Annotated in this window: 25 protein-coding genes; 1 reads left to right on the top strand and 24 read right to left on the bottom strand. The window is 46.0% G+C overall.

What is annotated here, in order from left to right:
• Positions 1-10: 10 nt before the first annotated feature.
• Positions 11-604, bottom strand: a complete 594-nt coding sequence (locus tag ABDW33_RS11580; protein ID WP_343690227.1) for a HupE/UreJ family protein — start codon at positions 602-604, stop codon at positions 11-13.
• Between the two features lie 60 nt (positions 605-664).
• Between ABDW33_RS11580 and ABDW33_RS11575 the strand changes: the two genes are divergently transcribed.
• Complete coding sequence (locus ABDW33_RS11575) at positions 665-1,150, top strand: DUF6702 family protein (RefSeq protein ID WP_343690226.1); 486 nt, start codon at positions 665-667, stop codon at positions 1,148-1,150.
• Here ABDW33_RS11575 and ABDW33_RS11570 read toward each other — a convergent pair.
• From ABDW33_RS11570 to ABDW33_RS11460, 23 genes are all read right to left on the bottom strand, one after another.
• Positions 1,147-2,439: an AMP-binding protein gene (locus tag ABDW33_RS11570; protein WP_343690225.1), complete on the bottom strand. Its 1,293-nt coding sequence runs from the start codon at positions 2,437-2,439 to the stop codon at positions 1,147-1,149. The two genes, ABDW33_RS11575 and ABDW33_RS11570, sit on opposite strands and share 4 nt — an antisense overlap.
• Before the next feature lie 12 nt (positions 2,440-2,451).
• Positions 2,452-2,829, bottom strand: a complete 378-nt coding sequence (gene acpS / locus ABDW33_RS11565; RefSeq protein ID WP_343690224.1) for a holo-ACP synthase — start codon at positions 2,827-2,829, stop codon at positions 2,452-2,454.
• On the bottom strand, positions 2,826-4,508 hold the full coding sequence (locus ABDW33_RS11560) for a C45 family peptidase (RefSeq protein WP_343690223.1): 1,683 nt from the start codon (positions 4,506-4,508) through the stop codon (positions 2,826-2,828). Before ABDW33_RS11560 ends, acpS begins: the two co-directional genes overlap by 4 nt.
• Positions 4,509-4,519: 11 nt before the next feature.
• Entirely contained in the window at positions 4,520-6,028 is a 1,509-nt protein-coding gene (locus tag ABDW33_RS11555; RefSeq protein ID WP_343690222.1) for an NAD(P)/FAD-dependent oxidoreductase, read from the bottom strand.
• On the bottom strand, positions 6,015-9,872 hold the full coding sequence (locus tag ABDW33_RS11550) for a 1-acyl-sn-glycerol-3-phosphate acyltransferase (protein ID WP_343690221.1): 3,858 nt from the start codon (positions 9,870-9,872) through the stop codon (positions 6,015-6,017). Before ABDW33_RS11550 ends, ABDW33_RS11555 begins: the two co-directional genes overlap by 14 nt.
• A 15-nt stretch (positions 9,873-9,887) precedes the next feature.
• On the bottom strand, positions 9,888-11,093 hold the full coding sequence (locus tag ABDW33_RS11545) for a DUF2062 domain-containing protein (RefSeq protein ID WP_343690220.1): 1,206 nt from the start codon (positions 11,091-11,093) through the stop codon (positions 9,888-9,890).
• Positions 11,090-11,461: a 3-hydroxyacyl-ACP dehydratase gene (locus tag ABDW33_RS11540; protein ID WP_343690219.1), complete on the bottom strand. Its 372-nt coding sequence runs from the start codon at positions 11,459-11,461 to the stop codon at positions 11,090-11,092. Before ABDW33_RS11540 ends, ABDW33_RS11545 begins: the two co-directional genes overlap by 4 nt.
• On the bottom strand, positions 11,461-12,081 hold the full coding sequence (locus ABDW33_RS11535; protein WP_343690218.1) for a hypothetical protein: 621 nt from the start codon (positions 12,079-12,081) through the stop codon (positions 11,461-11,463). The genes ABDW33_RS11540 and ABDW33_RS11535 overlap by 1 nt, the downstream gene beginning before the upstream one ends.
• Positions 12,059-12,697, bottom strand: a complete 639-nt coding sequence (locus ABDW33_RS11530; protein ID WP_343690217.1) for an outer membrane lipoprotein carrier protein LolA — start codon at positions 12,695-12,697, stop codon at positions 12,059-12,061. Before ABDW33_RS11530 ends, ABDW33_RS11535 begins: the two co-directional genes overlap by 23 nt.
• Positions 12,690-13,451: a polysaccharide deacetylase family protein gene (locus ABDW33_RS11525; RefSeq protein WP_343690216.1), complete on the bottom strand. Its 762-nt coding sequence runs from the start codon at positions 13,449-13,451 to the stop codon at positions 12,690-12,692. The genes ABDW33_RS11530 and ABDW33_RS11525 overlap by 8 nt, the downstream gene beginning before the upstream one ends.
• Positions 13,445-14,464 (bottom strand): beta-ketoacyl synthase chain length factor, encoded by a 1,020-nt coding sequence (locus tag ABDW33_RS11520; protein WP_343690215.1) that lies wholly within the window; start codon positions 14,462-14,464, stop codon positions 13,445-13,447. Before ABDW33_RS11520 ends, ABDW33_RS11525 begins: the two co-directional genes overlap by 7 nt.
• A 14-nt stretch (positions 14,465-14,478) precedes the next feature.
• Positions 14,479-15,690 carry a beta-ketoacyl-[acyl-carrier-protein] synthase family protein gene (locus ABDW33_RS11515; protein WP_343690214.1) on the bottom strand — a complete coding sequence of 404 codons (1,212 nt, stop codon included), beginning with the start codon at positions 15,688-15,690 and terminating at the stop codon, positions 14,479-14,481.
• Positions 15,691-15,693: 3 nt separating this feature from the next.
• Complete coding sequence (locus ABDW33_RS11510) at positions 15,694-15,957, bottom strand: phosphopantetheine-binding protein (RefSeq protein WP_146967111.1); 264 nt, start codon at positions 15,955-15,957, stop codon at positions 15,694-15,696.
• 46 nt (positions 15,958-16,003) lie between these two features.
• Positions 16,004-16,528: a hypothetical protein gene (locus ABDW33_RS11505; RefSeq protein WP_343690213.1), complete on the bottom strand. Its 525-nt coding sequence runs from the start codon at positions 16,526-16,528 to the stop codon at positions 16,004-16,006.
• A gap of 92 nt (positions 16,529-16,620) precedes the next feature.
• On the bottom strand, positions 16,621-17,880 hold the full coding sequence (locus ABDW33_RS11500) for an NAD(P)/FAD-dependent oxidoreductase (protein WP_343690212.1): 1,260 nt from the start codon (positions 17,878-17,880) through the stop codon (positions 16,621-16,623).
• Positions 17,877-18,944 carry a class I SAM-dependent methyltransferase gene (locus ABDW33_RS11495; RefSeq protein WP_343690211.1) on the bottom strand — a complete coding sequence of 356 codons (1,068 nt, stop codon included), beginning with the start codon at positions 18,942-18,944 and terminating at the stop codon, positions 17,877-17,879. Before ABDW33_RS11495 ends, ABDW33_RS11500 begins: the two co-directional genes overlap by 4 nt.
• 13 nt (positions 18,945-18,957) lie before the next feature.
• Positions 18,958-20,061: a beta-ketoacyl synthase N-terminal-like domain-containing protein gene (locus tag ABDW33_RS11490; RefSeq protein WP_343690210.1), complete on the bottom strand. Its 1,104-nt coding sequence runs from the start codon at positions 20,059-20,061 to the stop codon at positions 18,958-18,960.
• Between the two features lie 102 nt (positions 20,062-20,163).
• Positions 20,164-20,601, bottom strand: coding sequence for an acyl-CoA thioesterase (locus tag ABDW33_RS11485; RefSeq protein WP_343690209.1), 438 nt, complete (start codon positions 20,599-20,601; stop codon positions 20,164-20,166).
• 16 nt (positions 20,602-20,617) lie between these two features.
• Positions 20,618-21,346, bottom strand: a complete 729-nt coding sequence (locus ABDW33_RS11480; RefSeq protein WP_343690208.1) for a hypothetical protein — start codon at positions 21,344-21,346, stop codon at positions 20,618-20,620.
• A gap of 19 nt (positions 21,347-21,365) precedes the next feature.
• Positions 21,366-21,785 carry a 3-hydroxyacyl-ACP dehydratase gene (locus ABDW33_RS11475; protein ID WP_343690207.1) on the bottom strand — a complete coding sequence of 140 codons (420 nt, stop codon included), beginning with the start codon at positions 21,783-21,785 and terminating at the stop codon, positions 21,366-21,368.
• A gap of 3 nt (positions 21,786-21,788) precedes the next feature.
• Entirely contained in the window at positions 21,789-22,682 is an 894-nt protein-coding gene (locus ABDW33_RS11470) for a lipid A biosynthesis acyltransferase (protein WP_343690206.1), read from the bottom strand.
• Positions 22,682-22,939, bottom strand: a complete 258-nt coding sequence (locus ABDW33_RS11465; RefSeq protein ID WP_343690205.1) for an acyl carrier protein — start codon at positions 22,937-22,939, stop codon at positions 22,682-22,684. Before ABDW33_RS11465 ends, ABDW33_RS11470 begins: the two co-directional genes overlap by 1 nt.
• A 176-nt stretch (positions 22,940-23,115) precedes the next feature.
• Complete coding sequence (locus tag ABDW33_RS11460) at positions 23,116-24,342, bottom strand: beta-ketoacyl-[acyl-carrier-protein] synthase family protein (RefSeq protein ID WP_343690204.1); 1,227 nt, start codon at positions 24,340-24,342, stop codon at positions 23,116-23,118.
• Positions 24,343-24,350 lie beyond the last annotated feature (8 nt).

The following is a 24,350-nucleotide window of genomic DNA, read 5'->3' as shown; positions in this document are numbered from 1 at the left end:
TTGTCCCTGTCTATTTTGTTATAAATTCTTTACATCTTTCAATGGTTATCAGGACGGCTACGCCAAATATGGCTGCAGAAAGGTAGACATTCCAGTTTCTGCGCTTTACACCTGTAACATTTACTATAAAACCGGCCATTAATAATACCCCTGCTACAACTATCATCTGCCCCACTTCTAACCCCAGATTGAAGGCCAGTAAAGGCTCCAGAATGCTCTCCTGTGTACCGATCATACTCTTCAGATAAGCAGAGAATGCCATACCATGAATGAGGCCGAAAAACAATGCGAACAGATAGTTCAGCTGAACTTTTTGCGGGGACAGCTCCTTCTTAAACATATTGAAAAGAGCCGTCACCCAGATAGTAATTGGTATGAGCAGTTCAATCAGGCTGCTGCGGACATAGACGACGTTCGCCAGGCTCAAAGCCAGTGTGATGGCATGACCAATAGTAAAAGCAGTGACGAGTATGAGCACTTTCCTCCAGTCCTGAAGCATATAAATAGCGGACAAGGCCATGATAAACAAAATATGGTCGTAGCCATCCCAGGCAATGATATGCTGCCAGCCCATTTGAAAATACATCCCGAATTCGGTGCTCACAATTTCCTATTTTTGGTAATTATACAAGGATACTGCTAATATTTAAAATTTTTTAGGCAAGTGGGGTTAATATTATATAAATGGTTATTGCCGGCTTTTTTCGCCTTTCACCCATTCTATGTGAGTGTCACTGAAATTGAGCATGTAAAGGCTAAAAATGAGGTCCAGGTCAGCTGCCGGATCTTTGCAGACGACCTGGAAAATGTGCTGAAAAAGGAATCTAAACTCCCACTGGACATCATCCATCCTGCTAACAAGGTCCAGATGGACAGCCTTATTGCCGGTTATATCAACAAACATCTCTTTTTGAATGTAGACGGGAAAGCTATTAAGCTGACCTACCTCGGCTATAAAATTGAGGAAGAAGCTGCCTGGTGCTTCCTGGTAGCCCCAGATGTCACGCCATTCAAACAGGTAAAAGTTAAAGATGACATCCTGTACAGCGAACATCCCAACCAGATCAACATGATTCATGTGATCAGAGATGGGGTAAGGAAAAGTAATAAGCTGGATAATCCGAAAGCTGCTATCTCCGTCAGCTTTTAACCGCGGTTATCCACAAACTTCACCGGTTTGCGCTGCCCTTCCGGCATCAGCATTTTCATGATTTCCGTCTGTCCTACATACCTGATCTGAGGTATTACTCTCAGCTTTGCCTGCAGATAGGAACGGATCTTTCTGTCTATATCCTCTGATTCCTGCACCGGCCATAGGTGGAGCAGGATCTCATCTGTGCCTATTTCGTTGGAAAACACTTCTACCACAAACTCCCTCACCTCTTCCATATCGTTCAGCAGGTCAAACAATGCCGGCGGGTACAGGGTGGTTCCCTTATACTTGATCATCTGCTTTCTGCGGCCAATCACAGGTGACAAGCGCCTTGTCTGCCGACCACAGGAACAAGGTTCTTCGAAGTAACGACAGATATCCCCGGTCTTGTATCGCAGCAACGGCATACCTTCTACTCCCAAGGTGGTGATCGTCACCTCCCCGTCCTGCCCCGGGCCTACCGGCTGATTATTTTCATCCAGCAATTCTATGTACAGCAGTTCAGGATGATGATGACCACCATGCCCTGCATGACATTCCGTAAATGCCGTTTGCATCTCAGTACTGGCATATGTTGAATAAAGCTTGATATCCCATTGCTCTGTGATCTTCTTGCCCAGGACATTGTAAGTGAAATCCGTATTACGGATGTTCTCTCCTATACACACTGCCCTCTTAACAGAAGATGTGTTGATATCGATTTTATGCTCCTTTGCAAATGCGATCAGTTTCACAATAAATGAAGGCACCGCTACAATTGTAGTAGGCTGTATACGCTGTATATTTTCCCATTGCAGAGAAGGTACGCCCGGTCCCACGCGCAGTACGCCGGCACCTAACTTCCTGATGCCATTGTAATACGCCATCCCTGCCATAAACTGCCTGTCAAGCGTGAGCATCAGCTGGTAAATATCATTCTCTGTACCATCTGCACAGCTGAATGAAATATATTCATTGTACGCCAGGCGGTCCTGATCTTTCTGCGTCAATGCGATGATCACCGGCCGGCCCAATGTACCGGAAGTAGTTGTATATTCTGAGATCTTGCTCTTATCCACACACAGGAAATCCCAGTTCTGTTGCTGCAGATGTTCCTTCGTTACCGGGGGAATCCGCCAGAGATCATCCAGCGATTTCACATCGCCAGGTTGTATGCCATGTTCGGCAAACCAACTCCGGTAAAAAGGTGAAAACTCGCGCAGGTAGCCCAACAGGTGAAGGACTTCCTTTTCCTGAAATGCCCTGATGGTAGAAGAGGGCTGCAATTCTATATTGGGTATGTACATGGTGTCAGGTTTTCAGACTTCAATGATCACAGTCGCCACAGCAGTTGTGTTGATATGTGACAATGAAACCAGGATCTGTTTGATCTGTAGCTGTGTATAGTGATAGCTGGCATTGCCGATGAGCTGCAGCAAGGGCTTGCCGGTAGCATCATTGGTAATTTCTATTTCATTGAAATGTATACTGCCATGCATGAAGCCCGTGCCCAGCGCTTTTAACAAGGCCTCTTTGGCTGCAAACCTGGCGGCATAGTGCTCTTCGCTATGTACCTGCTGTTCACAATAGGCAATCTCGTGCGGCGTGAACACAAGCTCCCTGAAGCCATTTCCTTTGGCCATTTTGGCGCCTATACGTGCCACGTCCACGATGTCTGTACCTAAGCCGTAGATCATGATTTTTTATTACACAATTCTATTTGTTTGCGGATATGGACTTCCTCTGATTTATTGGCGATCACTTTGGTGAGTGCCTCTTCGTAGAAAGTCTTTGCTTCCTCGAAGTTGCCGTGCCTGAAAGCATAATCTCCTGCTACTACGTAAGCATGGTAATATTCAGGATCCAGTGCAGGGATCAGTTTAGGATCCAGCGGAGCATTTTGCTGTGCTGCCTGTTTTAAGGAACGATATGCATTGAAGTTGATAAAGGCCTTTGTCTGTATAAATGGATCTGGTGCTATCATACGGCTGCTGTCGTATACCTCATGATCGGTTTGTAAACCGTGCATGCTGAAAATAGAATCCAGGTTATAGCACACATATTCACCCAGCTGCCATGGTGCCGTCGAGACCCATACCAGTTTCTTTTTCGGTTCAAATACCACAGAGTGGTGCGCGATGAACTGGTTAATTGCCTTCTCATTGCCCACTCCAATATCCTGTCCATGGAGACCAAAACGGTCCCGCAGAATATCGACAGTATTCTGAACAGTATTAGGACCTTTCTCTTTCAGTAGTTCGGTCAGGCGCTCAAAGCGGTAACCGGAAGCGGTTTCATCTCTCTGCCTGATATTCTCAGGAGTAGCTTTGAAGTTCTCTCCCTGGAAGTGATTTGTACAGGTGATAAAGTTCTTTTTAGGATCGTACAGTTCCATACTGTCCGGGGTCTTTTCGATGATCGCCGCCCGGTTGTCGAATGCAGAACCGATCAGGAATGACTCCGATACAAACATGGTATGCTTTTTTGCGATGGCATATGCTTCGTCAATATTCTTGGCATACTGCAGGATCTCTCTGGCAACCAGTGATACCGGTGTTGCAGAACCTGTTGGGATCTTACTTTTATCCGCATTGATCGTCACCGTTAAACCTGCCTGATTCATACCTGATGCACAACCGGTAAAACCAGCCCAGGTCACGATCATGAAATTGAAACCCTTGTCAGGATGATAGAAGGCAATTACCTTATCTTCTGCAAACTTATCACCTACATAGAAGTCAAAGTTGCGGCCTATGATCAGGTTACTGTCGGCAGAAGCATCATTCCAGGTAGCAAAAGAAGTACAACCTACAAGTGCCATATTCTGCAATGCGTGCCCGATGTCGTGCGCAGCGTGATAGTTGAGCAGTCGCTCGTAATTGGTTCCGATAAAATCATATTTGTCAGAAGCCGAGAATGAAATACCATATATCTCCTCCTTGTTCTCTTCTTCAATATTACTTGCCAGGTTGCGATTGAAAAAACCGACAAAATAGCGGAGGAACTTAAGGTAAGACTGGGAAGGGATCATCTTTTTGATCTGATCTGTGAAGTTATCTTCCTGTCTCTTCACCAGTTCTGCAGAGAGCTTACCATAGATCACTCCTCTTTCAAAAGGTTTCCCTTCGATATACATCTCATACAGCCCACTGTTACTCTTACGGAACCAGTTATTGCCAATGGTATAGGCGGTGGCATCCAGGGGCTTACGCTCCAGTTTCAATGCACTCTTATCGGCAATATCAGGAGGATTGATATGCCCTACGCTCACCACGTAAATGACCAATACGATCAACAGCAATAAGATGCTGCCAAAAATAAATAACAGCGCTCTCCCTAATTTGCGCCATCCGCTTCGTTTTTTCCCCTTGTTCATATTATAATATCTTAACTCCTGTTGATGTCTTCCACCAGTGTTTCCATGTCGACTAATCCTGCACAGGTCAGCACCGCACTCATCGTTACACCCAAAATACCATGTAAGTTCAGGTTTTGGCCTGTAAGATACAAATTCGGCAGTCTGGTAGCAGCAGGAATCATAGACTTTAACGGTTCTCTAGCATCTTTAACGATACCGTACATGCTGCCCTCCGGGATATTCAGGTAGTCACGGTATGTAAGTGGTGTGGCTACATACATAGCATGAATACAGCTGCGCAGGTACGGATATTGCTGAGATACCACATCCAGCAGCTTTTCAGCTTTCTCCTTTTTAAATGCCTGGTAACTCGCATCCCTTTCGTGCGGCTTGTCGTCCGTATTGAAGGTATCATGCCATTGCGCCACATCTTCGTAACGCATATAGGTCATAATAGACAGATTATCAGCATACTTCTCCTTGCCGGTACTCGCAGATACAAATATGGCATAAGTCTGCGGCCAGTTGTCCGCGGTATAATGAATGCCCTCCCATGCATTGGAAGTGGCGTGATGATATACGTTATGATTCAGATATGGGAAAGTACCTGGTTTCAGCACAATATTGATCATAAAAGTACCCGGTGTATTCTCCAGCGCACTGATACGGGATTTATACGCATTCCGCAGCCCATCTCCCTTTACCATACCAATAGTACGTGCAGGATGCAGGCCGGAAATGAAGTACTTGCCTTCCACCTCCCTGCCATCTTCCAGTTCAATATGACTCACCTTTCCATCTTTCTCCACAATCGCCTTCACTTCTGTATGGCGAATGATCTCCCCGCCCTGTGCACGGATGGTTTTGTTCAGGCTACGGGCGATAATAGAACCACCGTCCACACATTTCCAGGCACTTTCTATATAACTGTGCTGTACAAGTGCATGCACATATAAGGGCGTTCTGTCTGGATAACCGGCATACAACATGTTATTTCCTGCCAGTACATTCTGCAATCGTTCATTGTTGGTAACACTACGCAGGAATGCCGATACCTCCTCTCCCATCACACTTTCCTTTTCTGCAGCGCCACCCAGTCTCAGGTTAAAGAGGGGAAACTTACTACATACCTCCTCCAGTTTATGCAGGTAAGCATGTAAGGCTTCCTTTTCCTTCGGGAAGTCGGCTAACAGCTGCCGGATAAAATTATCCCGTCCCTGGGCTATCTTATATACATGCTGCTCATTGCCAAAAGAAATATGATCGAAACCATCCATATCCATCCGCTGCAACTTCATGTTGTCAATTACACCGAGATAACGAAATACTTTATGTAGGGTTTGTCCTTCCGCCAGGCCACCAATGTAGTGTACGCCAGAATCAATAATAGCTTTATCACGTGAATATGTTTGCAAACAACCACCTATCTGTCTGTTTTTTTCGAATAAACAAACACGATAACCATACTTGCCGAGGATGGCACCGCAAGCTAAACTGCCCAGGCCACTTCCGATAATTATGACATCATATTGCTGCATCTTCAGGGGGTAACTTTTTGATGATAAAAATAACATTCGAGGTATAACGCGTGTTATCAATTTTCTCCATTACAGCGCCATTAGCGGCTACAATACGGGCTATCGCTGATGAAGAAAAGAAAGACAAAGGCTTATCTTTTGTCTTGTTGAACCCCAGCAACCTGGTACTAAAGAATTCTGTAAGACGGGTACCTCCATGCCTTTCGGTAAGGTCACTGTCGCCGTCCCTCACTATAATTACGCCGCCGGGTTCCAGTTGATTGATGCACGCTGACAGTACCCTTTCCTGCTCGTCTGCCTGCAGGTAATGCAATACATCTGTAATGATAAATGCATCGTACTTGTCAAATGTATAATTGGTTATATCTACGCATTCAAATGACAGCTGCTCTCCACGCAGGTAGCCATGCTGTGCAGTGATGATTTTATCTTCATCATAGTCAATTCCTTTCACGATCCTGTCTGGCGACATCCAGTGGAGCATATAACTCAGGAATCCATACCCACAGCCTACATCGAGAATACGGCCTTTCTTTGGCAACAGCTCCTCGAACAACTCATAATTATCCTCGAGCTTTGTTTTGATACGCATGTACCATTCCAGTACCGGGCCTTTGTAGATGTAGTTATAAATCATCTGCTCGCGGTAGTAAGCAGGGGTCTCTATGCTTTGGCGCAGTACTTCATGTTCTGCTTTGAAATAACGGCTGATTTCCTTGGTGCGGGCTGCATAGTTACCGCCCGGTGCTATACGAGGCAGGTATTTCACCGTGATCCGGCCATCCTTGAGCAGGAAGTCATTTTTGCTCATGGTATACCCTGTTCCATGTATAAGAATGGGCAGGATGTCCAGTCCTAATTGCTCTGCAATGTAAAACGCCCCTTTGTGGAAGCGCTTCATCTTACCATCAGGAGAACGGGTGCCCTCCGGATATACTACGATGGAATAGCCGTTGTCTATCTGTTCTTTCAGTTTATCAATACTACCTTCTGCACCCTCTGCTACCGGGTAATAATCTGCCATTCTCACCACGGCACCAAATACAGGTGAGTTCCATACCCACTCGCTGGTCAGCAACACCACATTCGGATGTAGCATGGTAGATACCAGGATATCCAGGAATGATTGGTGATTACTGATGATCACAGCTGGTTTATCCAGGTTTTCACCCAGCGGATTAATAATCTTCTTTTTTACATTGCCCATGATGTAAAGCACAGACCATGTATATTTTGAAAGCAGGCGATGATACAATCGCTTGCCTACTTTTCTGTTAAAAGGATTAATACGGAGCAGGAACCATCCTATTACCGTCATGACCAGGCAACCAAAGGTGAAATAAGTAAAAGAAAACACTGACTTTGCCCAGCCATGCAATGTCCACGGAGCCCTGCCTTTGCTAACCCTGTTTGTGATGAGCCAGTTGAACAGGAATGGGATCAGCACCTGTGATACCAGTACTACAGAACTGATACCAATAATCGAGATCAATGCCAGCGACTTCAGAGAGGGATGCTTTGCAAAGATCATTACACCCAAACCTATGATAGTCGTAATCGCTGACAGGAAGATAGAAGACCGGAATGAAGAAAGATTTTCTTCTTTACCGGTTTTGTACCGCTGCAATAAACCATCCATGGTAAAGATGCTGTAATCATCCCCCAAACCAAAAATGAACGTACTGAGAATGATATTAACAATATTAAATTTGATCCCGAACAGTCCCATAATACCTAAAATCCACACCCAGCTGATCGCCATGGGAATGAAGGTAATGATCGTCAATTCTATGCGACCATATGAAAGTAATAATGCAAAGAATACCAGCAATGAGGTCATCCAGGCGATACTGCTGAATTCACTTTGCAACACCACCACTAAGCGGTTCGTTACATATTGCTTATCGAGAATAGTTGTGTTGGGATCATGTTCCAGCGTTTCGTAAACGGTCTTCTTCTGTGCCGGATCTACCTTCAGTAGGGTAACCAGCGATACCTTACCATGCTTCTCTGTAATAAAATCGCCTAATGTACCTGCACGCAAATTGTGCATAGTAGCATCTGGAATATGTTCGAAGTGTTGTGTAAGCCAATGTGCAAATCCATCAAAGGCGGCAGGCTTAAAACCTACTGCCGGCCCGTGCTGTTGCAGATAAGCAATCACCTGTTGTTGTTTCTCAGGTGTCCAGTAGGCATTCCATCTTTGTATCCGCCGTTGTTGTTCCTCATTGGAGAGCAACAGCACATTCACACCAGCATATTTTTTCACAGCACCCTGTTGTTGTAGTTGTTTCACCTTCGGCAGGAGTGCTTCGCTACGCTGCAGGGCGGTTTCAAGGTCAGGTGCTTCTGTAATTAAGTATACCGACTGCGCGGTGTAAGCATTCACTTTGTTGAGCGTGGTTTCGGCTGCTTTCAGCTCAGGACGCATGAAGTTCATACGCATCATATCGCTTTCGAAAGCTACATTCTTCATCGTGAAGCAAAAAATCACTGTCAGTAAAAGAATACCACCTACCAGCCACTTATTCTTCTCGGGTTTATATGTAGAGATCTTATCTAACCAGGTGTCATGATGAACTGTTATCTCCGTTTTCTTTCCCAGTACAATCAGGTGAGGTAAGAAAACCAACGAGAACAATGCCGCACCGATCAAACTGAAAGCGGCAAAAATTCCCACATCCTGTAGAATGGGCGATTCAATGAACTGCAGGCACAGGAAACCTCCTATCGTAGTAAAACTCCCTATCGTCATAGGAGTAGCGAGATCATTGATCACCTCGCGAATGTCAGGGAAATGCCGGTAGTGATTAAATACGTGCAATGAATAGTTAATCGCAATACCCAATACCACGGCCCCCACACCCAATGCAATACCCGAAATACTACCCTGTACCAACCAGATACAGGCCAGTGAAAACAATCCACCAAACACCACTGGCAGCATCAATAGTACCGCAGCTCTCTTCTTCCTGAAATATAATGGGATCAGGATCACAAATACTACAATAGTAATACCCAGTGTCAGGATCAGGTCTTTCTTTAACTGGATCGCATTACCAGCCGATACAGCAGTACCTCCGAAGTAAGAAGCAGTGGTAAAAGAATGATATCGCTGCAGTGAATCGATCTGTGCCTGTAATGCTGCCAGGAACAACGTATTCTTCCCGGTAGCACTGGGAGGAAATTTCGGTGTGATGAACAACAGTATGTGCTGATGGTCTTTCGTCATGATGTAACCATCATACAGCTCAAAATGATCGTCGTACTGTAAGTGTTGCAGTTTCTTTATACCCAGCCATGACATGCCGGTAGGATCTACTGCTATCACTTTCTTCACCACCAGTCCCGCCGGTGAGATCAGTGTATTGTAATTGTTCTGCAGTGATTGTTGTAACCGGTCAGGGGTAATGAGTGAATCGATGCGCTTGTAATCCTGTTCCTCCAGGAATACCGGCAAATGCTCCTGCATTACCTGCATCATATCCAGTACGGTGCTATCCTGTACCTGTGCCTGGAACTGGTTCATCCAGGGGGCCAGATGTGCTTTGGCACTGTCAGTCAGTGCTGCGGCAAATGCCGTGAGACTATCCGGCTGGGCTGCCGCCGTACTATCCTGCTGTGAAATTGTAATCACCAGCTTATCAGCAAAGTGAGAGTCATTGAACACCTGCTGTAGCTTATCAAGCGTCTTATCCTGTGGCAATATACGGGTAATATCCTCTTCCAGCCTGATCTGCCATGCGCCTATACCTACCAGTACAAAACTGAAAAGCATACTAGCCCAGCACCATGCTTTGTGACGATCAAAGAAATTGTATATGCCTACGAATAATTTGCCCATACTGATAATGCTTAACTAAATTGGCTGGTCTTGTTTTACAGGATCATTCCTGAATATAGAAAGTAAAGCATACACAATCAATCCAACCAGCAAGCCAGCCACGATCGAAAGCGTTATACTGCCATAGAGATATTGTTCAAGATTCATTTTCACAGTTTCCATGTTCAGCTGCTTGCTGAAATTGATAGTCATACTACCATTCTTCATCCACAGCTTACCGGTCACGAAACTGGCAAAAATGATAAAAGGTATCATAGGTGGTACACTGATATTACATGCGATCAACACCAGTGCCTTATTCAGTTTAAATCGTGCTGCCAGCAGATAAGCACTGAGCAGCTGAAACCCCCAGATAGGTACAATGCCGAGGAAGATACCCAACCCGATCGCTGTGGCCTTCTTTGCATTGGATTCATTCCTGTTCAGAATATGATCATTCCAGATGCTCTTCCAGCTCTCCTTTTTGAAGAGATAGCGGATAAAGTCCCTGGGCTTGATATACAGAAAAGTGATCAGCACCAATACCGTATTTAATACACTGATGCGGGAAAAATCCCGCAGCGGACGGAAGTGAGATACCCTCTCATCTGCCGGTGGATAATACACTTTTACAGGAGCTGAATCAATGCCAATACCCTTCCAGGCACTGCGCACCATCACTTCTATTTCAAATTCATACTTTGTACACCAGAAGTGCATGCCCTTCATGGCATAGACCGGATACAGGCGATAACCGGATTGTGTGTCCGGCATTTTCAACCCGGTTTCTACATAGAACCAGAAGTTGGAAAACTTGTTGGCAAAAGTATTTTTACCCGGCATGTTCTCCTGCTGCAGATTCCTGGCACCTATCACAATCGATTTGGGATGTGTGATCACCTTTTCCAGCATCACGGGCAGATCTGAAGCAAAATGCTGTCCATCGGCATCCATGGTGATCACATAGTCATAGCTCTGCTGCACGGCATATTTAAAGCCCCTGCGCAGGGCTATCCCTTTACCTTTGTTCGGCACGTATTCAACCCGCTGAATGTGCGGAAATTCATCCAGTATAGCAGCCGTATTATCGGTACTGCCATCATTCACCACAATAACGTGGTGGGTATAGCGCATAACATCCTCCAGCACATGCTTCAATGTACCGGCATTGTTGTAGGTCGGGATCAGCACGGCTACCTTACGCGCCGAAAACTGATCGCTATATATTGGTTGTTCCGTCATGAGGCGGTTACGAATGATCCCTGAAATTTCATAAATGTGAGTTCCTCAAACTTCAGCGTGGCTGTCACTTTGATTTCTCCTTCCTGTTCTTTATGCTGAACCGTCACATCTATCAATGGATGCGCATGAGGATCGATCATATTCAGGAACTTCATGTTGCCGGCTTTCTTCAGCACCACTTTCCGCTGCAATTTTCCTTCCAGCAGCTCCTGGATAGTCTGCATCATAGTGACACCAGGCACCACAGGGCGGCCGGGAAAATGACCTTCAAATACAGGGTGCTGCGCATTCAGCACGATACGATAGGTAGCGCTGTCTGTGGCTTCCTGCAAGGTCTGTTCCAGTGTATATAATTTTCCTGCTAACATTATTTCTGTACGCGTTGTAATGAAATATTAAATTTAAACGCCTGGTGCCTGATCAGGATTGTATCCGGCACACCGTTCTTATAATCCGTGAGCCAGGCCTTCACGACTGGTTTGCGGGAAGAGGATTTCTCAATTCTCTCCAGCTTTGTACAGGCAGTGTCTGTAATATAATAGTTATTGCCTTTTGCTGTAGGCACCACTACATATCGAAACTGACCATCTTTTTTCACGGTTGCCTTTTGCAGATCAGGGTGTAATAACACCAGCTCAAAATCTCCTCTCAATGTCTTTACCACAGCCTTCTTATCCATCTTGTCCATCATATAGTGCTTGATGAACTGCCCGTCTCTGGTAAATTCAAAGTCGAAGAATTTAAAGCCCATTTCATTGGCAAATACCACCCGCTGGCTGCTATCAGGCATTTGCTTGATGAACAGCAACCCGCTCAGGTGATGCTTCATCACATCTACCTGTGTACTGTACAGTGTATTGTCAAACTGTGGCCTGAACTGTGTAATACAGCCAGGATCGCCTGGCGTCTGTTGCAAATCCTTGTAGACGTTCGTACAGCTGGTCAGTATGCATAACAGCAACAGACTATTTAGCAGCAAAAGTCGCATCCGGTATATTTACATTCAGTTGTTTGTGCAGGAAGCTAATAGTGGTATTATCACCACCCGCTTCGTACATCTCAATTTTATTCACTGTCAGGTCTTTCCTGTCTACCAGCAATACAATGGTTTTGAAGTATTGTGCCAATTGCTTATTTACAGGTGTCATTTCCAGCAGGTAACCAGCAGCATTTTCAAGGATGTTTGTTTTGAAATCTGCATTATCTACTACATTGCCCTGTACACAATCAACCGTGATCTTGTTGATCTGCTCAAACAGTTTGTTGCCTTTGGTTGAGACATGACTTTCTTTCTGACCGTCTTTGGTCTTAATATCTTTGCCATTCATCACCAGCAGGTAGTACGACGGAGCGGTGTACTCCATCCTTACCTTATTCTCTTTCTTGAACCAGAATTTGCCTTTGGAAGTGATTTTGTCTGCCAGCATGCTCAGGTTCTTTTCCTGCACAAAGTCACATTGTATGGACTGTGTCTGACGGGAGGCGGTGGCAAACTGCTGTTTGAATCCAGCTACATCTGCTACCGGTTTGTACCCCGGATGCTGTTGGGCATTTGCCTGCGCCACACTACAAGTTATCATCAATGCTATTATCCATCTACGCATATGCGGGTATATTTAGTAATTGATCAATTCTTTTGATAGTATATCCCTGTTCACGGATCTGAGCGATCAATGCAGGCAGTATTTGTACGGTGAGCGGAATTGAATCATGCAGCAGGATGACAGCACCTGGTCGCAAACCAGACAGTATCCTGTTCATCAGTTCATCTGCCTGCTTTGCCACTGTATCCAGTGATCGGATATTCCAGCCAACAGCTGTATAGTTTCCTCTCTTTACCGCGCGGTGAACATTGGGATTTGTCACACCATAAGGTGGACGGAACAGGCGGGGTCTCTTGCCCGTTACCTGTTCTATAACAGTGTCTACCTGTTGTAATTCAGCCAGCATTTTCTTTGCAGGAAACAGGTCGAACCAAAAGTGATGTGAAAAGCTATGATTGCCTATTATATGTCCTTCTGCATCTATTCGTTTCACCAGGGTTTCCTGCCCGGCTATTCTGTTGCCAATGCAAAAGAAAGCAGCAGGGACCTGTGCTTTTTGTAATATATCGAGAATCTGCGGGGTAAATGCTGTAAGGGGGCCATCATCAAATGTCAGGGCTACAACTTTCTCTGTGGTATCCGCCGCACATACAGCTTGCAGGAAAAAACCGGAGCGGATCTGCATAGCCCCCCATACCAGTACACCGGAGTATGCGAGAAATAACAATACAAATGCCCACCATGGCAATGACAGCCATAAAAACAGTGCAACCAGTGCGATCAGGGCGATATTTGTATTCCGGTATGTCAGCATTTGGATAATAAGATCATCGAGTGATGCGAAGTATCATGATGATTGTACAATAATACCTTCTTTATCTCTGACGGTGCGGTTCCTTTAAATAATACAGCTGGTGTTACCTCCTGGCTGGCAATGATCCTGCTGGCCATCCAGGTACCAAAGGCACTTGCTGTTGGGTACTCCCCGCACAGGTGTTTGAACCGGGCTACAGGCAGGTTGGCAAACACATTGTTTTCCACATGTTCATACCAGGCATCACCTGCCGGATCGCCGTTACGCCCCGTAATAACCAGGTCTACATCCTCCTGGCTACAACTATGTGCAGCGAGAAAGCCCACGATGTCAGCCGCCACTTCTTCGGCAGAAGCAGGTTTATACAACACAGATACACCTTTTAATTTAGCTACTGCATGAGGCCCCTTCTCCGTGCTCAGCACAAAACAGGCAGCGCCTTCACCGGCAGCAGTATGCTTAAATAAATTGAAGCGGGACAGTATGTTAAAGCTGTGATTCGTCAGCTCATCCATAGCGCCTGCCAGTATATTGGAGACCTTTCCTTCGCGCAACTGCATAATGCTGTCAATGAGTGTATGCTCAAAGGAAAAGCCTTTGTGTACAAAAGTATTGTTGTAGGCATGACATTCCAGCAGGAGCGCAATCTGGCCGGCCACTGTATTGTGGGTAGACTGAATGAATGCCGTGGGTGTCAGCATCTCTTCCTGCTGGGTGATCATTTTGGTGAGGAATACGCCTGTATCATCCAGGCAACCATAAGCAGTGCCTGTAATAATGCCTTCCGGCTTCCGGATACCAGCTTCCCGGAGACTCAGCTGCGCTGCTGCTACGCCCATTTTAATGACACGGCTCATCCTGCGGATCATCTTAATGTCGATCCACTGTTTATAATCAGGTTCTGCCGCTTTGAGACGGACATTGTCCAACGAAGGTGCCGCCAATGGCAAACGTCCTTCTACCGCTGTCTCCAGCGGCGATACACAACCCGTTCCGTTTATATAAATGTTCATAGTTCCTTACTGTTTCATGTGTTTACGTCTTTCGAAAAGACAAGGCTGGAACAGTTTCCGCCGAATCCAAAAGAGTTTGACATGACATTGTTGATAACATTACCTTCAGAAAATGTTGTAACCGGTGAGAAAGTCAGTTCCTTCATTTGATGGCTGAACTGTGCATTGGGGTAAAGGTATCCCTCCTTCACTGCCAGTGCAGCAAATACTGCTTCTATACCACCACTGGCACCCAGTGTATGACCGGTGAATGATTTGGTGCTGCTTACCGGAGGAACTGCATTTCCAAATAAACGCTGTATGGCAGTACCTTCCGACAAATCATTGTTGAGCGTACCTGTACCATGCAGGTTGATATAACTCATGTCCGCCGGTGTGATACCCGCCATTTCCATGGCCTGCTGCATCGCCAGGTAATTGCCTATACCATCGGGAGATGAGGCCGTCTGGTGGTAGGCATCATTGGCATTGGCATATCCGGTGAGCTTACACCAGGGATGGATCTCCATTTTTTTAGCAATGGCATCGCTGACCATGACGATGTACCCCGCACCCTCTCCCAGATTCAGTCCCGTGCGGGTATCGTCGAACGGACGACAGGCCTGCTGATCCAGGATCATGAGGGTGTTAAATCCATTGAGTGTAAAGCGGGTCAGGGCATCTGTACCACCAGCGATCACGACATCTACAAGGTTGTTTTTGAGCAATCTGGCGCCATACATAATGGCGTTTGCAGAAGAGGAACAGGCAGTGCTGATCGTAGATACATGGTGCCGTATGCCTAATGTATCGGCCACCAGTTCAGTGATGCTGCCACATTCGTGATTCACTACATTGCGCAATCTGCCGGACTGGTTGTCCTGCAGGTACTCAGCAAAGAAGTCTTCCGTTTTATCCATACCACCTACGGTATTGGCTGAGACAAGACCTACCCGGTATTCCCGGATATTGCCAAGTTGTGCGCTATTCCAGGCCTCTTTCGCAGCAACGGCACTCAACAATGCAGTTCTGCTGATGTGGGCAGGAAGGCCAGCCCTTGCAGCCAGGGTAGCATTGTCAGCTTTTACTTCTACTACCGGAAAGCTGTCGCGATGTGTGGAGGACAGGTATTGCATGGTGGTCATACCCGGCTTCATTTGCCGGAAAGAGGCAATACATTCAGGTACATTGTTCCCAATACCACAAATGACACCACCACCTAATACCCAAACATCGTTTCCGCTCATGGTCTAGTTATTTTGCTGCTGATGCGCTGTGATAAAATCGGCGATTGTACGCACGGAATGAAAGATTTCAGGTCCCTTCTCAGGGTTCGCTATGCGGATACGATAGTGCTGTTGCAGCAGAACGATCAGTTCCAGTGCATCGATGGAATCCAGGCCCAATCCGTCTTTGAACAGCGGCATATCATCGCCGATGTCCTCAGGTTTTACTTCCTGCAGGTTCAGTTGCTCTACGATCTGGGCTTTGAGTGTAGCCATCAAATTTTCCATGATATTACTTTTTATAGTCGTGGCTCACAGGAGCCACCGATAGAAATTATTTTTCAATCTGATGAAGGATCACCTCGTACCCACTTCCCATCACCTCTATCCATCCACACAATACGGCACTCACCGCACCTTCTGCCAGTAACTGTTTTGTATAATCCATGAGCAGCTGCTCATCATAGGCATCCGAAGTAAAAAAGGCATTCTCGCCCTTAAATCCATGCCGGATGCTGATCTCTCCCATTACGATATTTGCCAGTGTATATACAAACAACGCCGGACTGGGAAATTCTTTAATAGAATCAAAATAGCGCAGGTCTGTATCCAGACTGGCGCTACGATTGGCTAATATCAATCCTACCTGCTCAGGCGCATACCCGGTAAACGGTCGGTGCTGTAAAAGGACCTCTGCCGCCAGCCATCCCAGCTTGCTAAGATGATCCATCTTATGGAATTTGGGATACTGCCCCGAAAAATGATCATATGCTGCCCGCAAAAAGTCAGGCAATGGCTGATCTTCCGGTGTTTCCCAGATCACTACATTGTTCCTGTAGATCCGGTTATTCCGGATCACTACACTTCCAGTAATATTTAGCCCGGTGCTATCCAAGTTTTCGTCCTCCTCTTTGATCTTAGCGATTAAAATGTATATACTCCCTGTTTCACTTACTGTGGAAGGTGCTTACTTCCTTCTTCAATCTTCTCCATCAGCTCTATGGTACGTGCCAGGCGTTGTAATCCTGTCTTATGGTTCTTTACATATGGGTTGCTTGTATCCCATACATAACCCGCCAGTACAGAACAGATCTGGTTCTTCATTTCCTGTTGTATATTCTTTGCAAAGAAGATCTTATCCAGGGTACCTTCATACCAGGCCATCACATAAGAGCGGAAGGTATTCACGCCCTGCATGGTCGGTTCCATATATTCCTTTTCCCAATCTACGGCTTCGCCTTTCAGCTGGCGAATGACCAGTTTGGAGGCTGTCTGCGCAGACACGCAGGCCAGGGTCACCCCCGAGGAAAAAATTGGATCCAGGAACTCAGTTACATTCCCCGTCAGCACATACCCTTCTCCATAGAATTTGTCGGTAGTAGCAGACCAGGATTCCAGTACACGTGGTTCAAATACCAGTTCTACATCTTTGAAACGCTCCCTGGTGTATGGCTCTGCATCCAGCATAGCACGGAACTGCTCTTCTGGTGTACCCGAAAAACCACTATGGAAAGTTGGATCACTCACAAATCCCACTGAAGTATTGCCAGAGCTGAACGGAATGATCCAGATCCAGGTACCCGGCTTATGTACCACCGCTGTAATACGGTTAGGTTCATCATATTGCAGCCGGTTCACATCCACGGTGTGGGCAAACAATGCCTTACGTGGCTGTAAACTGGAATTCTTTTCCAGGTTAAAAAGACGTGGAATCACCCTGCCATAGCCACTTCCATCTACTATAAAACGAGCTTCGATTTCGTACGGCTGACCATCCGCATCTTCTACCGTGGTAACTGAATCGGAGCCATTGAAAACGATATTTGTAACAGTTGTATTGTAACATACAGGCACCCCCATCGCTTCGACCGCATCTGCCAATGCCTTATCGAAATCAGCCCTGGTTACCTGCCAGGTCCAATCCCAACCTTTTGTATGCTGTTCCTTAAAAGTAAAATCACAGATCCTGTCACCCTTTACGAACTTCGCTCCAAACTTCTGCTGGAAACCTTTCGCCGTTACTGCATCTATAAACTTTGCTTCTGACAAAGCTTCCATGCAACGGGGTAACAGGCTCTCCCCGATTACAAACCGGGGGAATTGTAATTTCTCGACGATTTTCACAGAATAACCTGCCTGCTTAATGATAGAAGCAGCAACAGTTCCGGAAGGACCGGCACCTATGACCAGCACGTCTACTTTTTCTCTCATTTTTGACACTTTAAGAGGGTATAATTTAAGCCCATTTCATTGTTTTCTTCTACGATACGCAGGCCCGCATCTTCAATGCATTTGAAGAAGTCATCAGTATGGTACATCTGACTATTCCCATTGGCCATTGCAGTAAAGTAAAGACTGGTTTGCTGCAGGCTGAATGCCGCTGTCTTAAACCGCTGCCTGTTCCAGAAAGGTTCCAGGATATAGATCGTACCGTTGTCTGTCAGCGCTTCACGACAACGTTTCAGGATAGATACAATCTGTTCTTCGGAGAAACAGTCGAGGAACTGGCTCATCCAGATGGCATCGAAACCCTGGGGGAAAGGCAGGCTTTCGTCGAGGATATTCGCTTCGTGGAAAGAAACACGATCTGCAACTCCCTCTTCCTTCATTCGCTTCGCTGCAATTTCAATTTCACCCGGCAGGTCAAACATCGTCACACGCACATCTGCATCATGTTTTGTACATGCCAGCGTCCATTTGCCGGTGTTCCCACCAATGTCCAGCAGGGTGCGTGGTTTATTTGCAAATACGATCTGTAATGCCTGCGGAAAGGCCAGATCGGAATAGTAGTGATCAAAGTCGAACCAGCTTTTGCCTATTTCGGGCGGCAACAGCGGTAATCCCGGGTAAATGGTATCCCAGGGACCCAGTTCCTTTAAACCCGCAGGACGACCTTCCTTCAGGCTCTCCTGCAAGTGGTTCATACCCAGGTAACAGATATCCTGGGAAAAATTCATGTTGATACGGGTCAATGGGTCGTTCTGAATAAAGTGCCCTGTTTTAGTGAGGAGATACCTCTTCTGTTCATTCACAATCAGCAATTCCATCCCCAAACCAGCCTCCAGCAATACACGTACAGCATAGCGGGACAATTTTATTTTCTCTAAGATCTCTTCAATCGTCAGTCCCACAGGAAAACTTTCGCCCACCACTTCCAGGATGCCAAAATCACGCAATGCGCGGGTAGCCTGAAAGGCGATGGGTGCAAATGCCAGTCTTGCTGCTGCTTCCTGTGCTTGTAGGGCTGTCTTTGTTTCTTTACTAAAATGCTCCATGCTGAATGTATATCTATTTAGAAAATACCATCGCAGCATTACACCCTCCAAATCCCGACACTGTTTTCAGGAAATGCTGCATTGGTTTGTAGGTTATCTGATTATTTACTAACACCGGCTGACTTACACCCAGTGTTTCAAATCCCAATGTTGGGATCACGGTATCCTGCTTCAGCGCCTGTATGCCGATAATGGCCTCTATCAGGCCAGCGGCACCCAGGGTATGCCCATAATATCCTTTCAGGCTATTTACAGGTGTATTCAGCAATCCTGCCAGGTGTATGGCTTTGGACTCCATTTCATCATTGTATAATGTGGCAGTACCATGGGCTGACACAAAACCGATGTCTGACGTCGTCAGCCCCGTTCCTTTCAGCGCCTGTCCCATTGCATAACTCAGTTCTGCACCTGTACGGCTGGGACCTGATATGTGGTTGGCATCGTTGGTAACAGCACCTGCTCCTACGCGGATACCCGAAGGCTGCGTGGTCAGCAACACGGTCGCTGCACCTTCGCCCAAGGTGACCCCTTTGCGATCCGCATCAAAAGGACGGCAGGGTTCAGGACTCACCGCCTGAAATGACTGGAAACCGGACAATACAAACTTCGTTAACACATCCGCTCCAGTTACAATTGCCTGATCATAGCGACCTGACAAGATCAGTCTTCTGGCAGTCAGGATCGCCAGCAATCCCGAGATGCAGGCATTACTCACCACTATCGGTGCTGCAGTGTAACCAAAGTAATTGGCTACCTTACGTGCAGTATGTGATAATTCCATTTCTGCCATCACAGGATTTTCCTGCTCCTCCATCAACTCGATATTTCCCTTTGTAGTAGACACGATGAATGCAGTACGTCCGTCGTTGATATCAATATCGGTTTGCTCCAGTACCTGTTGTACAGAACGGATCAGCATCTGTTCAAAACGTGTAAAGGCGGTCATGTTCAGCTGTCCTGGTGCAAACATGGCAGCATGAAAAGGACCCGGTGAAAAAGCCGGATCATCATGCAGGCGGATACCGCTCTGCCCATTGCATACCTGCGTAAAATTTTCAGCTGTTGTACTGCCCAGCGGAGAAAAAATATTATCTGCCGCTACATACACATTCCTCATGTCCGCTCATTTATAGTATTGCCTCATTCCCGATTCGTCCGACCGGCATCCGATAATCGTAAACGCCGGCTATTCTGAAATAGGAATGATTCAACCCTTCATTTATTTAGTCTGCTCAACCTGACCATGCTCCCTTTTCCAGTTTTCGAAAAAGGAAGGCAGGGTCAGTTGCAGTGAACTTGTTTCTACGTCCAGAAATACCTGCATGGAACTACCATCCGCCACCAGTTCTCCGGTGGCAGCATTGTATAGTTTATACTCAAACTTCAGTTTGGCTGCCCGGGTATTTACATAGGTGGTTTCTACTATTACACGGTCCCCATAGCGCAAAGAGCGCTTGTAGTTACAATCTACTTTTACGACAGGCACCGAATAACCATGATTATATATGTCGAGGTAACGGATACCATACTTTTCTCCAAAGGCTTCACGGCCATCTTCAAAATAACGTATGTAGTGACCATGCCATACTATTCCCAGCGGATCTGCTTCATTAAATTTTACCAGTATACTGGCCTTTTCCGTCAATGTCGGGTACATATATTCATCAGTTTTATCACACTGCCTTCTTGCCCTTTTTGGCTTTCGGCTTCACAGTATCTACTTTCGGTGCTTCCGCTACCTTTTCTTCGGGAGCTGCTGCAGCGGCTTTTGCCCAGTCCTTATACCTGTCGGTACTTATTGTTTCCAGTACTTTATAAATGGGATAGGCCCAGTAGTTACGGAACCCGAAACCCTTTGCCTTACCGGTGAGTTTTTCCGCATTCAGCACCTTCTTTGTGCCCATGTCCAGTAGCACGGCATACATCGACGCTTCCTTATCAGTCTTACTCATGCCATCTACAACGAATACCAGTCCGATTCCTTTTTTGCCACTCAGATTATATGTCTTTACATGTTTAGCAACATCTTCAGGTGTGACTTTTCCCAGGTCACTGACATTGTCAGTTTTCATGCCGGCTACATTGGCATTCCCGTTTAACTTGTTAACCGCATCAAGGTCATTGATAACAGGCGTACTTCTTTTTAAAGCGCCAGGTATATCATACTTTTTTGCTTCGGTAATTATAACAGAATTAATAGGTTCGAATTTCTCTTTGATCTCCGTTGCAGTAGCTGCCTCACCCTGGATCTTCGCCAGTGAAAAGTCTACCCCCAGGTAAGTCAGTGGTGTAGAAGTGTTGGCAAAAAACTCTTTCAAGTTTTGAGCATAACTGTGTAATCCGGTGCTACATAACAGGAACAATGTCAGCAGAAGAAAAGGTTGTTTTCTAACATGCGTCATAAAGAATGGTTTTAAGTGATTAGGGGTTTATAAATATTTTCAGCTCACATTGAGCCATCACTTTTCCGTTTAACTGAACCTTAGCAGCTACCATCGTAGCATTAAAAACCTGGCTCACAATTTCCGTGGTAGTTTCTATAAATGATCCCGCAGGCGGGCGTTCAAATACTTCAAAATCTTTAACTGCACCAATAAAACCGATGGGTACAGGCGTATTTTCCTGTTGAGCAATATAGCCCACTCTGGCAGCAGCAGTCTGTGCCATATTCTCCAACAGACCTGGCGATTGCAGCACTCCTTCTTCCACAAACAGGTTATCCGGCGCTATCTGCAGGCCGGTACGGGTGATGTTATCGCTCACTTCCAGTATACCACCAATCATTACAATCGGTGCACGCTGAGGAATATATGCTGTAATGTCGTCTGTATGGATGAACATTTGCTATGAATTGTTTTTAGGCTGTTCCCAGAAATCGTAATAATTAAACCATTGCTCAGGATACTTCTTCACCATACCTTCCAGCTCCTGCACAAAGTCCTGTACAGCCAGTTCTACCCCCTGCCGGCGCCTGCCATGATATTCATGCGGTGGCGTAGCATAGAGGTGGTAATGGGTATTCGTCTCCTTAAATGCAAAAACCAGTGATACCGGCACCCTGAAGGTAGCTGCCAGCAAGAATGGTCCTGCCGGAAAACTGGCTTCGTGCCCCATGAAGGTAGCATTCACCGTTTTATTGCCAGCCAGGAACCGGTCCGCATGCATGCATACCAGCTCCTGATTGCTCAGCGCTTCATTGATGGCGTAAATGTGCGACAAATCATCCTTAATAACAATGATATTCACATTACGCTCTCCCGTTATACTGGATAAATACTTTTTGATCCTTTCGTGCTCACCGTCGAACATCACAATATTGATGCGGGTCTGCAACCTGGTAAACAGATGACCTGCTACCTCCCAGTTACCCAGGTGGGCACTGAGCATGATCCCTCCCTTCCCCGCAGCGGTAATCTCCCGGAGGTATTGCTCCCCCTCAAATTCAAAGGTAAATTTATTAGGCAATCCGGACATGACAATGACCTTATCGATCAGTACCTGCCCGAATACATAGTAATTCCTGTATACACTCCACAATGACTTCCACCAGCCATAACCTACCTTCGTATGAAAATATTGAAAAATAGGGCGGGATGAACTATAGGAAAATAAGAAATAATATGCGGCTACAAACCTTAATAAAATGTAGGCAGGCAGTACGCCTCCATAACGTAATGTCCCAATAAAGATACTGTACCCCAGTTTATTCCCTTTAGACTTTCCCTCCCAGGAAGCCATTATACCAGTTCTTTTTGTTTAAGACGATTGGCTACATAGTCATAGAAATCCTGGAAGGTAACGATACCCTGGAAATCTTCGGGGTTTACCTTGAATCCAAAATTGTTCTCAATTACAACTACGAGGTCAATGTAGTCCAGGCTATCCAGATCAAGGGTAGCTTTCAGGTTAGCTTCGGGCGTCAGGGATGCCAGATCAGCCTCAAATTCCTCAACGAGGAATGCATTCGTCGTTTGTATAATCTCTTTCTTATCCATAATCAAGTGTAAACTAACTCAGATATAGGTTCTGTATTAAAAAATGGTTTGAATAGTTCGCGTCACCTAATCGTCTTTAGTATGCCTTATCTGTCTGTACCCTTCTTATTGTTGTGCATTGATCTTTGCCTCAAAGTTATAATAAATACTCTAAAGTGCTGACAGTTAACAACAAGCTATTGATTATTCCACTTGCGGACTATCAGGGAAGAATTAGTTCCTCCAAATCCAAAAGAATTAGACAAAAATATATTAAAATCTTTATTAATGGTATCCCCCGCTATATTTAATCTGGCCGCAGCCCCATCGGGATTTTCCAGATTAATATTAGGTGCTATAAACCCATTTTGCATCATCAGCATAGAGTACACAATCTCACTTGCTCCCGCCATCCAGCACTCATGCCCTGTCATTGATTTCGTGGAGCTTACATAAGGTCTGCTCTCCCCGAATACCTGGTCGATAGCAGCGGCCTCACTGGCATCACCTGCGATGGTACTGGTAGCATGGGCGTTGATATATTCCACATCCCGCGGCTGTAAACCCGCATCTTTCAGGGCAATCTCCAGCGAACGTACCGGTCCTTCTATAGTCGGATTGGAAATATGCGCACCATTGCTGGAAAAACCATATCCAATCACCTCTCCCAGTATGGTTGCTCCCCGGCGCTGTGCCGATTCCAGGCTTTCCAGGATCACAGTCGCCCCACCCCCACTGGGTACCAATCCATCCCTGTCCTTATCAAATGGACGGCTGGCCTTTGTCGGGTCATTCTCCCTTACCGAAAAGGCAGCAATACCGTCAAAGTTACCCATAGAGTAAATATTGATCTCCTGCGCCCCACCACAGATCACACAGTCCTGCATACCATTGCGGATGAACATATAGCCCAGGCCAATGGCATGCGATCCGCTGGCACAGGCTGCACTCACACTGAAGTTGATCCCTTTCAGTTTGAAAATAGTGGCCAGGTTCATATTGATCGTAGAATTCATGGTCTGGAACACAGAACCCGAACCTACCAGCATCGTATCCTTCTTTTCCCGCATGATATCTGTTGCCTCTATCACTGGTTTGGATGAACTGTCATTGCCAAATAACAGGCCAACTTCCTTCTTCTCCAGATAATCCTGATCTATACCCGCCATCGCCAGGGCTTCACGGGTGCTCATGTAGGCAAATTCAGCCTGCTCCGGCATCATCATACGGGAACGGCGATCCAGCATACCTTTCAGATCCGGACGGTCTACATACCCCGTCAAACCTGACCGATACCCAAATTCTTTCCTGGCAGGATCCAGGATCACCCCAGACTTACCTTTATATAATGAGTCTCTTACTGCTTCAAGGTTTTTTCCTATACAGGAATAAATACCCAATCCGGTAATCACAACTCTGTTCATGATAACAT

Origin of the sequence: Chitinophaga sp. (assembly GCF_039596155.1) — a bacterium.
Lineage (GTDB): Bacteria > Bacteroidota > Bacteroidia > Chitinophagales > Chitinophagaceae > Chitinophaga.
Note: the sequence above shows the minus strand (reverse complement) of the source record. Positions and strands in the feature narration are given on the sequence as shown.